At 62.0% G+C, this 9,673-nt stretch carries 9 protein-coding genes; 2 read left to right on the top strand and 7 right to left on the bottom strand.

What is annotated here, in order from left to right; translation table 11 throughout:
• Positions 1-379, bottom strand: a 379-nt coding sequence (locus DBR12_RS12350; RefSeq protein ID WP_369861542.1) for a cytochrome c, incomplete at its 3' end; no start/stop codon positions are given.
• A gap of 141 nt (positions 380-520) precedes the next feature.
• On the opposite strand from DBR12_RS12350, the gene DBR12_RS12345 reads away from it, so the two are divergent.
• Positions 521-1,969 (top strand): PLP-dependent aminotransferase family protein, encoded by a 1,449-nt coding sequence (locus DBR12_RS12345; protein ID WP_108617514.1) that lies wholly within the window; start codon positions 521-523, stop codon positions 1,967-1,969.
• 296 nt (positions 1,970-2,265) lie between these two features.
• Positions 2,266-2,616 carry a hypothetical protein gene (locus DBR12_RS12340; RefSeq protein WP_108617513.1) on the top strand — a complete coding sequence of 117 codons (351 nt, stop codon included), beginning with the start codon at positions 2,266-2,268 and terminating at the stop codon, positions 2,614-2,616.
• Between the two features lie 80 nt (positions 2,617-2,696).
• Here DBR12_RS12340 and DBR12_RS12335 read toward each other — a convergent pair whose 3' ends face one another.
• The 6 genes from DBR12_RS12335 to DBR12_RS12310 form a co-directional block, all read right to left on the bottom strand.
• Positions 2,697-3,428, bottom strand: coding sequence for a type II secretion system protein (locus DBR12_RS12335; RefSeq protein ID WP_108617515.1), 732 nt, complete (start codon positions 3,426-3,428; stop codon positions 2,697-2,699).
• A gap of 27 nt (positions 3,429-3,455) precedes the next feature.
• Complete coding sequence (locus DBR12_RS12330; RefSeq protein WP_108617512.1) at positions 3,456-4,766, bottom strand: type II secretion system protein; 1,311 nt, start codon at positions 4,764-4,766, stop codon at positions 3,456-3,458.
• On the bottom strand, positions 4,763-5,992 hold the full coding sequence (locus tag DBR12_RS12325) for a type II secretion system protein (protein WP_108617511.1): 1,230 nt from the start codon (positions 5,990-5,992) through the stop codon (positions 4,763-4,765). Before DBR12_RS12325 ends, DBR12_RS12330 begins: the two co-directional genes overlap by 4 nt.
• Positions 5,989-8,136 carry a hypothetical protein gene (locus DBR12_RS12320; RefSeq protein ID WP_233244424.1) on the bottom strand — a complete coding sequence of 716 codons (2,148 nt, stop codon included), beginning with the start codon at positions 8,134-8,136 and terminating at the stop codon, positions 5,989-5,991. Before DBR12_RS12320 ends, DBR12_RS12325 begins: the two co-directional genes overlap by 4 nt.
• A 202-nt stretch (positions 8,137-8,338) precedes the next feature.
• On the bottom strand, positions 8,339-9,124 hold the full coding sequence (locus tag DBR12_RS12315; protein WP_108617509.1) for a type II secretion system protein J: 786 nt from the start codon (positions 9,122-9,124) through the stop codon (positions 8,339-8,341).
• On the bottom strand, positions 9,124-9,462 hold the full coding sequence (locus DBR12_RS12310) for a hypothetical protein (RefSeq protein WP_146185527.1): 339 nt from the start codon (positions 9,460-9,462) through the stop codon (positions 9,124-9,126). Before DBR12_RS12310 ends, DBR12_RS12315 begins: the two co-directional genes overlap by 1 nt.
• Positions 9,463-9,673: the final 211 nt, after the last annotated feature.

Below are 9,673 nucleotides of genomic sequence, written 5' to 3'. Positions count from 1 at the left end.
GGGCCTGGGGCGGCGGTGGGGGTGGGTAAGGCAGATCCAGCGCCGAGAAGTGCACGGCCATCTCGCGCAGGTAATCGTCGGTCAGGTGTTCGATGAGGTAGGTCATCTGCGGGTAGCTGCGTCGCCCGTCGCGAAAGTTGAGCAGCTGGTTGGCCAGGTAGCCGGCCGGTTTGCCCGCGATGCGAGGGAAGTAGCCGTCTGGCGTGGCCCGGCCCTCCTTGCCATGGCACACAGTGCACGCCAACACGCGCGACGCCAGGGCAATGCCCGGTGCAGCGGCGGCAGGAGCGGGCTGGGCCGCAACCCCGGCAGCCCAGCCCGCAGACAAAGAGAACACGACAGCAAATGGGCGCAGCAGGCAGCGCAAGCGATCAATCATGGGGATATGGGTGGCAAGCAAAGCACCAGGAAATTTCACAGCAACTCTAAGCGCGCACCAAAAAACAGTACAGATTCAGTTTAAATTTAAAAATACAGATCAGTTTCCCCTGCATCAAGAGTGGCCTCCCACCTTTAGCCCATGAAACGCTACGAAAGCCACGCCGACGCCATTGCCCAGCTCATCCACAGCGGCGCCCTGCGTCCCGGCGACCGCGTGCCCTCGGTGCGCGAGGCCAGCCGCACGCGGGGCATCAGCCCGTCCACCGTTTTCGAGGCGTATTACCTGCTGGAGGCCCAAGGCCTGATCCACGCGCGCCCGCGCTCGGGCTACTACGTCAGCACCCGGCTGCCGGGCGCGGCCGAGGCCCGCCCCGCCGAGCCCCTGCCCTCGCAGCCTGCGGCCACCTCCACCGGCGTGGCCATCAGCGACCTGGTGTTCGAGGTGCTGGGTCTGGCGCGCGACCGCGACCTGGTGCCGCTGGGCTCGGCCTTCCCGGGGCTGGAGCTGTTTCCACTCGATCGCCTGGCGCGGTGCCTGGCCAGCGGCATGCGCAAGCTCGACCCCTGGAACATCGTGCAAAGCCTGCCGCCCGGCGACGAACGCCTGCGCCAGCAGATTTCACTGCGCTACGGCGTGCATGGCATGGCAGTCGATGTGGAAGAAATCATCATCACCAACGGCGCGATGGAAGCGCTCAACCTCTGCCTGGAGGCCGTCACCCAGCCCGGCGACGTGGTGGTGGTCGAATCCCCCACGTTCTACGCCGCGCTGCAGGCGCTGGAGCGGCTGAACCTGCAGGCGCTGGAGGTGGCCACCCACCCGCGCGATGGCATCGACCTGGCCGCGCTGGCCGAGGCGCTGCAGCGCCAGCCCCCCCACCAGCCCGTCAAAGCCTGCTGGCTCATGCCCAGCTTTCAGAACCCGCTGGGCAGCCTGATGCCCGAGGCCAAAAAACGTGAACTGGTCGCCCTGCTCGCCCGCCACGGCGTGCCACTGATCGAAGACGACGTGTATGGCGAGCTGCACTTTGGCCCCCAGCGCCCGCCCCCGGCCAAGGCGTTTGATGGTGCGGGGCTGGTGATGCACTGCAGCTCGTTCAGCAAAAGCCTGGCGCCCGGCTACCGCGTGGGCTGGGTGGCGGCGGGCCGCCAGGCCACGGCGGTGCAGCGGCTCAAGCTCATGACCACGCTCTCGGCCGCAACGCCATCGCAGCAGGCGCTGTCGGAGTACCTGGCACAGGGCGGCTACGACCGGCACCTGCGCCAGCTGCGCCGCAGCCTTGCCCAGCAGCAGACCATCGCCTTGGCGGCGGTGGCCGCGCACTTTCCGCCCGGCACGCGCGTGTCGCGGCCCGAAGGCGGGTACTTTCTGTGGGTGGAGCTGCCGCCCCCGGTCAACGCGCTGGAGCTGCACCGGCTGGCACTGCAGCAGGGCATCAGCCTGGCGCCGGGGCAGATCTTCTCCGCCGACCGGCGGTTTGCGCACTGTGTACGCATCAACTACGGCCACCCCGCCCAGCAACGGCTGCAGGCCGCACTGGCCACCGTGGGTCAACTGGCCACGGACTTGGCGAAAGCCACGGCATGACGCCGAGCGAGGCCAAAATGCTACTGAAAACATAGCTAAAAAGGCATACTGATCGCGCGCAGAGGCCATTTTTTCCATCAAGAACCTGACACTTGAACCCTGCGCGCGTCCCCTTTCGCCTTCGCCAGCCTTGCACAAAGCCGACACCCGCCCTTACGTTGGAAAGGCACAACCTCGGGTTCTCCCGAAGCAGGCGCCGCGCTTGCAACGGCATACTTGCGCCCGCCCGCATCCCGGGCAACACAGTCCCTGCGCGAACCGTCCGTACCAAACATCCAACCCCAACGCCCAGCACCATGGCCGCACCCCAGCATGTTCCGTTTGTGACGGTGGAAGACGAAGACGACTGGGTGGTCTCGTTCGCGCTGGGCCCCCGGGGCACCGACCGCCTCACCCTGGTGCGTACCCCCCACCTTGAATTCATGCTGCGCCCCGAACAGCGCGGCGTATCCGTAGGCGCCCAGGCAGGCCAGCGCCCAGCCCAGCTCGTGGCGGTGCAATGGGGCCAAAAATGTGTGGACGTGGTCTCTACCGCCAAACGCTACAGCCTGGACATCAGCAAGGTCGACAACGCCACCCGCAATGCGGCGTTGCGTGTGCTGGGCAAGATGAATTTCGATCAGCGGTTTCAGCTGGCAGGCGTGTAACCGGCTGCTCCAGGTCTGCCCAGCAGCTCAAGTCGGCAAAAGAACCCATTGCAAGCGCCATGACGGGCGCTATGCATAAATCAGCGCATCATCTTGAACAAGGCAGTGGTGATGGCTACTTGCGACTCATCCCGTGAAGTGGGCGTCGTGCTGCCGAACGCCATACGGTCGTCGATGGGCCAGACTATTCCGAGGGTATTGGCCGTAGTGTCGTTCGCCAACGAAACGTCGCGAAGTCGGCCAAACCTTGCATCGCTGTTGCCATCGATCTGCTGGTCCAATGCGGCGGCCAGCGAGAACGTGGTGCCACTAATCACCATGACGTTGCGAAACCGCGTCTCGTAAGCACCCACGCTGGCGCCAGGCTCCGCCCAATTCCGACTTTGGAAACACACGCGAACCTCTTGAGGGTTCCCATTGCTGTCTAGATAGACGTAGCGATCCTGCTGCCCTTCTGTGCGCCCCGCAGGCAACCGGATCCCCGCCGCCAAAAACGCATTGATCATCAGGTCGCCGCACAACTCCGAACCGGGGGTGGCACTGTTGCCGTTGACCCGGCCAGTAGGGTTGGTGGGATTGTCACCCGGGGGGTAGCCAACGCCGTTGAAAAATGCCTCGTAGGCCAGTTGCCACCCCTGTATGAAATCAGTGGAGAGGCGCTGATTGGCTGCAGACCGCTGCAGGTCCCGTCCCACTGCCACTGCACCAAGCACCAAACCAATCACCACAAGGGCGATACTCAGTTCCAGAAGCGAGAACCCGCGCTGCCGCCTCGCGGGTGTGGCCCAATAGTTCGTTCGTTTCGTTGTCATGGTGTACAGCTCTTTGAGCACAAGTTCTCAATAGCCAATGGCATCAGCCTTCAGCGTGTTGTTGTTGATGGAAATGGCAAGTTCCGTCATGGCGGTTGTTCGCGTGGCGAAGTCCGAATGCACTTCGTTGGCCTCTACCAGTGCGGCGGTCGCCAATCCGGTGGTCACAAGAGACAGCCCCGCACCAAAGGCGGCTGCCACGATAGCTGCAGCGGCGAATCCGATCTGCGCAGCCCGGGCGCCCGCACTCATTGTCGTGTCCGCTGTGGCTGAAACCATCTCCTTGGCCGCAGCCAAAACACCCGCCCCTGCACCGGCAACCCCCGCAAATGCGGCTGCCTCGTTGGCTTCTGCCAGTTTGACGGCTACGAACAACTGGTCTCGGTAGTCGTACAGAGCCCGCTCCAGCACAAAGGCGCCGGTGGCGGCATTAAAGTGCGCATGCGATATGGCCGACAAGGCCGCGCCGCAATGTAGCTCGCCAAACAATTCCGCATGGCTGGGCGCCACAACGGAGTCGTCATAAGCGCTGGTTGCAGCAGTACCGGGTGCCTCAAAGGTCGGGTCTGCCGAAGTGGCAGACGCATTCGCACCGTCAAAGGCCTTTCCGTCCCCATCTGCATCCAACATGCCAGGGGCAACAAGAACGAAGGCTACCGAACGACGGGTGCCGAGCATCTTCGCCGCCAACCTGCCCGTGGGCGCCACCAAGTTGTCATTGGCGGTATTCAGCGCCAGGCAAACATCCACAAGGTTGACAGCCTTAGCCACCCCCAGGGGGCAAGGCGGGCTGTCAGACGCGTTGCAGGCGGTATTCAAAGGGGCGGCATCGTTGCCAGATTGGGTCATCCCCAGCTGAACCGTGGACACCGAAGGGATCGGGGACGCTTTGTCGTTGGGCGCGTCCTTGTTTTGTGGCTTGGGGTTGGGTGTGCGTACGCGCAACGGATTCATGCGATCGACAGCACTGGCCAGATCCCGGTCCCCATGCGCAGTGGCTGAAGGCTCACGATACACACCATAGCGCAACGCACCCGCCTCGGGGCGGGGAAGCCCCAGCGTGCGCCACGGAACAAACCCCACGTGGCGCAAATCGCCGCCATCCGTGCAGGACTCCACGCCTGCCGTATCCGCAGCAGGACAAGGAAGTCGATAGTTAGAGTGCAGATACCCCACCAGGGCATCGCGTGTTTGCTGCTGCACATCTACCTGTACGGTCGTAACACGTTGACGCTCGGAAAGCTGCCAAAGAACAATGGCGCCTGGCAGTATCAACCCCAGTGCGAGCAAGATGACCGATATTTCGACCAGGGTGAACCCCTGCATGCTGCGCTTCATGGGTTGAGCCCCTTCACATCCAGTTTGGTCGCGTTGGTCAGTGTTTGCGTGAACGTGTCATACACCTTTGCAGCGTACGCATCGGTGGCAGCCTGCTTCTCCTTGGCGACCTTCAGCGCTTCATTCGCGTCATCCAGCGCCTGGCCCGCTAACACAGTTTGGGCAATCGCCACTATGACGTTGGCTGCGGCAACTGCCACCGTAAACGTAGTGAGCCCCTCCGAGTTGGCTGCCGACGCAATACTGATGTTCCCGCTGGCGATTGCCACCGCCAGGCCCAGGGCCGCCGTGGCAACACCAGACTTAGCCGATTCCACAGCAGACTCCGCCGACGTAATGTCATACACACGCAACGACCAGTACCCTTGCATGACGCGCGCACTGTCATACGCAGCGTAGGCACCTTGCGCCGTGGCCTGCATTTCGCTCAGCCGCCCCACACATCCAATCCGCGCATCCAGATCCGAAGGCCCCACTGCGAGGGTCAAATCGTCGTACCTCTCATCTTGCAGTCGCCCGGGAAAGTCGAACCGCCAGGTGGCGCTGGCACCCACTGCGTTGTTGCCATCAAACTGATTGTTTTCGCCCGGGTGAACAAGGACGTAAGCGACTGGCATGCTATCGGATACATTGCCAACGCTGAGTATGCCGGCCGCTGCCGAGTTGGAAGCAAATCGACGCAGCACATGGCACCAATCCAGACCGTTCGCCACGGCACGGCGAGCGCTGGCTGCCGTGATGGCTGCCGTGGCGCGAGCGGCAGCCGCGGTGACAGTCGCTGACGCCGAGATCGGTGAAGAGAAAGTGGGGTACGTCGGTATGACCGGCATGCCCGTGAAATCAACATTCAGGTCTGGGGACACGGACGCCGCCGGAGCGGCGGCCAAATCCACGCCGCCGCCCCGATTGACACCATAGTGAAGTTGTCCAAACGTGCTGCTCAGGCCCAAGCTTTTCCAAGGCAATCGCACGGCGGTGGCATCGCTGCAGGCTTCGGCGCCGCCCGAGTTGGTCGCCGGGCAAGGCAGTCGGTGGTTAGCGAGCACAAAGCCCTCCACAGCCGCTTGCGCCTCACTCAACTGCCGCAGCATCGCAGGCCTCTGCAAAGGCTCACGGGTAGCCACCACCCATCGCCAAACAAAAATACCAATGATTCCAACGATCGCAAGAACCACGGCCAGCTCCACCATCGAGAAACCACTGTCTTGACGCAGGGAGCGCTTCATCGCGTGCCCCCTTTCTGGTCCACCTTGATGAGGATATCCATCGCTGTACTCGGGGGCATGGGTGTCACGCCCTTTCCAGTGATGTTGCAAGGTGGAGGATTGTCAGCCTGGGTCTTGAGTTGGTTGTAAGTGTTTTGGGCACTAGTCACTCGTTTATCGGCCTCACCAACAATGCTCTGAAGGGCGTTGAGCTCCCGTTGCAACTTGATAGGCTTCAGGTACTTTGCGTTCGGGTCCGGACTGACCGATGAACCACCGAAGAGGTCCACCAACGCCGACTGGATGCCTCCAGATGTCACGATGTCACTCGATTGGCACACGCCAGCGGCCGTTGTGGTGCATCCGATTGCTGCCGCCACTGCTCCCACAAAAATGGTGTAGCGACCTGCATTGCGCAAGTTGGAATACGCTGTCTGGAAGCTCGTTTGCGCAGATCCGGCGCTTGCCTGGGCAGCCGACAGATCGGACTGGGCAGCATCCAGGTTGCTTTGCGCGTTGTTCCTTTCAGTCACTGCCTTGTCGTACTCAGCCTGCAGAGCCACGGGGTCGTTCAGAAGCGTCAGTTGCGAAGTTTTTTCTAGCCTCTGCTTGCTCAAAGCCGCCTTCACCGCGGGATCTGTGGTGGCGGCAATTTGTGTGTCCAGCGCCTTAATATCGGTATTGATCTGGGCGATCAGTGCGGTCCGATTGGCCAACATGTCGGCATAAGTCGCCACTTGGTTGGTCCACTGCGTCACCGCTGTCTGGTAGTTATCGCGGCGGTCTGTGGCTGCTTTCAAGGAGAACGAGCTGGACTCCCAGTTGGTTGCAGCATCCAGAACTGGCTGTATGCGCGAGTCAATGCTAGTGCTGGTTCCACCGGCGCGCACCTGTGCCACCAAGTTGTTGATGGCGTTCGTGCGCGCGGTGTTGGCCGCGCTCAGTTCATCAGACTTGTCTTTGATCTTCGTGATGAGACTGCTGCGATCCGCGATGGCGTCATCCCACGCCTTCTTTGCAGCGGCGAGTGTCTGCGTGTAGTCGGTGGACGGGCATGTGAGCGTGGAAGAGTCCACCGAGCTGTCTGCCAGCGCCAACGCATTGCCAGCCATGGCGGCTGCCACAACGTTCAGCACCACGGAGGCACCATTGGCATACAACACGCCACCCGCCAGGCCCACTGCCGCCGTGTGTTGTGGCGCAGCAGCACAAGCGTTTACCGCCAGCCCCAGAGAGGCCGCACAAAACGCCCAATCCACTGCCGCATTCGCAGCGTCCATGACCTCGCCCAAAATCGTGCCCGCCATATCGTTTGCCGTTATGACAGCCCCCAGAGCGGCGAAAATGATGGCTTGCTTGGCCGCGGCAATATTCCCGGTTTTCAGGTCGTCCACCTGGGATACCACATCGTGCGCCAATGCCACGGTGTTGATGGAATCAATCAGGGGAGCACAGTGCAGCCCAGCCAACAGGCTCGCGTAGGAACGCTCCAGCACGATGTCGTTGTAACGCGCAAGCAAAGGCCTGCGGATCGGATCTTCCACGGCACTGTCGGCAGAAGCATTCGCCCCATCGAAAAACGATCCATCACCGTCCGCATCATCATTGCCCGGGTGAACGAGCGCATAGGCTGTCGTGCGCACGGGCGAAGAACGAACCTCTGCCATGCCAGCTGCGTACGGGGTTGCACGCCCATCATCCAGGCGCTTGCAAAGGTCCGTCAACGTCTGGACATCCGCTTGATAGTCTCCACCCGTCGCGGTGGTCGCACGCATGGAACCAAAAGTTTTGCCTGTGGTGTCGTACTCCAAAGGCCGCCAAGCATCATCCAGTACCGTCAGGTCATTGGCTCCCCCGCCTCGTTGAACGAGGTAGCGCAACTGACCCACATCGACGCCAGGGTCCGCACCTGCCAATCGCAAGGACACGGAAGGCAACCAGCCCTTCTGGTCACCAGCGCCGCAGTCCTCAACACCGTCGCGGTTGACATCGGGACAAGGTAAGCGCCTCATGACGGTGGCAAAGGTCACTATGGCGCGGTCGGCTTGCGCCAACGCCTGCCGCTCTTGGCGCGAAGAATCCACGGCAGAGCGCTCACGCCATTGCAAGTAGCCCATGGTCGCAAGGCCCGCCAAAACAGCAATAAGGAGCAGCACCTGCACCATTCCAAAGCCACGAGAGCGAGATGCGTACACGCTCGCGCAGCCGCGCCCGCTGGCGACCTGAGGGCAAATGCTGCGCACTGCATGCCGCCCCAGTGGTTCAAGAATGGCTGAACGTGGGGCAGAAGCCCCCCAGCAGGACCTTGCCGCTATATGTGCAAAGGCAACTATCAACATGAACATGAGTTATCAGTCCCAAATGCGGCTACGGCAAACTTGAGCGCAGCCAGCCAGCCAACTGGGCGGGTGACTCGGCCACGACCACGTCATCAGAGGCAAACCTCAACGGGGCTGATGGGCTCGCCGCACACAGGCTGGTCATCGTGTGAGGTGGATCCAGACGGCTGCCATCGTTGTCCCTGTCTTGCAGTGGCACAACCACCCAATAGGCCGCTGGCATTACAGCGTTGGCACCACAATTGATGACCCCAGCCGCGCCTGCATCTCCGGTAAGGTAAGCACGTGCTGTCGACAAAGGGACGACAGACGCATTCTTAAGCGCAGCAATCAAGTCGGTGACATCAAGATAGTTGGTTTCGCTGGCGGAGTCGCCTGTACGCTCCTTGGAGACAGCCAGATCGGCGTCCTGCGAGACATCGGCGTTGGCTGCACGAAACACGGCGTAGCGTGCTCGAAGCTCCTGCGTAGGAATCTCGAGCCCCAGACTCACGTAAGGAAACCACCCCAACTGGCTGCCACTCGAACACTCACCCGCAGTCAGGGACTCATACCCGTTTGCCACTGCGCTCACATCCGGACATGGCAGGCGCCCGTTGCGTAACGCGAAGGAGCGCAGTATCGACTGCAGCTGTTGCGCCTGCGCTCGCCCCTTTTCGATCTGCTGCTGTGCGGAGACAGTCTCGTAAGCGCTGAACGAAGCCCAGGACAAAAGCCCTGCCACTACCAGCGCCACAGACAGTTCGATCAGCGAAAGGCCAGCCTGCGACCTAAGCGCACGCCCTCCAACCAACGGCACACTAATACGAGCCATCACGACTTCCCCGCTTTGGGCGGCTGTCGCGCGCTGGATTGGAGATCAGCAGCCTCCGTACTGATGCGCGTGCTGAGTTGCTTCAACTGGCTTATTACCTCTTGGCGACGAGCAACATCCTCGGGCTTGGAACTTCCCGAGATCTTCTGGAGCTCCGCACTGAGCGCCTGGACCTTGGCTGTGCTCTCCAGCATGTTCCGAAGCGTCTGGAAGTAGCGCGGGTCGGTGCTCCCTTGCGACAGCTGCTCCAGTTCATTGATAAGGGGCAACGCCTTCTCGGGCGATCCGAGCGCGCCGCTGGCCATCATTGCCGAAATATCGGATCGCACCTGGGCCATCCGCTTGCGACGTTCCTCGGGCGTGATTGGCGATGTAGATGCGGGCGCTGAAGCCCCGGTCGCAAGGGGCGGCATGGACGAAGCCCCCGCATCCAACGGACGAGACAAAGCACCAGCCGATCCACTTTGCTGAGGCTGGGATGGCAACACCGTTGACGATTGCCTCGCCGGGTCCACTGCCGCGGAACCACCCCGCCCCCCTGCAGCCCAC

Source organism: Acidovorax sp. HMWF029, from assembly GCF_003060895.1.
GTDB lineage: Bacteria > Pseudomonadota > Gammaproteobacteria > Burkholderiales > Burkholderiaceae_C > Acidovorax.
The sequence above is the reverse complement of the archived record's forward strand: the minus strand, read 5'-3'. Positions and strand labels throughout refer to the sequence as shown.

Excerpts from the sequence above, each read along its gene's own strand:
- DBR12_RS12345 (WP_108617514.1), top strand. The coding sequence starts at position 521 with ATGAAACGCTACGAAAGCCACGCCGACGCCATTGCCCAGCTCATCCAC.
- DBR12_RS12340 (WP_108617513.1), top strand. The coding sequence starts at position 2,266 with ATGGCCGCACCCCAGCATGTTCCGTTTGTGACGGTGGAAGACGAAGAC.
- DBR12_RS12335 (WP_108617515.1), bottom strand. The coding sequence starts at position 3,428 with ATGACAACGAAACGAACGAACTATTGGGCCACACCCGCGAGGCGGCAG.
- DBR12_RS12330 (WP_108617512.1), bottom strand. The coding sequence starts at position 4,766 with ATGAAGCGCAGCATGCAGGGGTTCACCCTGGTCGAAATATCGGTCATC.
- DBR12_RS12325 (WP_108617511.1), bottom strand. The coding sequence starts at position 5,992 with ATGAAGCGCTCCCTGCGTCAAGACAGTGGTTTCTCGATGGTGGAGCTG.
- DBR12_RS12320 (WP_233244424.1), bottom strand. The coding sequence starts at position 8,136 with ATGGTGCAGGTGCTGCTCCTTATTGCTGTTTTGGCGGGCCTTGCGACC.
- DBR12_RS12315 (WP_108617509.1), bottom strand. The coding sequence starts at position 9,124 with ATGGCTCGTATTAGTGTGCCGTTGGTTGGAGGGCGTGCGCTTAGGTCG.
- DBR12_RS12310 (WP_146185527.1), bottom strand. The coding sequence starts at position 9,462 with ATGGCCCAGGTGCGATCCGATATTTCGGCAATGATGGCCAGCGGCGCG.